The 269-nt window shown below is 59.5% G+C and carries 1 protein-coding gene; it reads right to left on the minus strand.

The annotated features are described in order from the left end of the window. Positions 1-175: 175 nt before the first annotated feature. Positions 176-269, minus strand: a 94-nt coding sequence (locus SB719_RS20320; protein WP_412159765.1) for a hypothetical protein, incomplete at its 5' end; no start/stop codon positions are given.

Below are 269 nucleotides of genomic sequence, written 5' to 3' on the forward strand. Positions count from 1 at the left end.
ATCAGGCCTACAAATCCGAGCCGTAGAGCCGTAGGCCGGATAAGGCGTTCACGCTGCATCCGGCACCCGGAGCCTGATGCGACGCTGGCGCGTCTTATCAGGCCTACAAACCGAGCCGTAGGCCGGATAAGGCGTTTACGCCGCATCCGGCAATGGTGTCCAAATGCAACACGTTTTATCCGTTCTGGACTTCACCCGCTAACCAACGCGCCGCAGCAATAACCCCCTGCCCCAGAGACAAACCGCCATCACCCGCCGGTAAACTCTGT

This window comes from Pantoea sp. SIMBA_079 (assembly GCF_046940275.1).
Lineage (GTDB): Bacteria > Pseudomonadota > Gammaproteobacteria > Enterobacterales > Enterobacteriaceae > Pantoea > Pantoea borealis.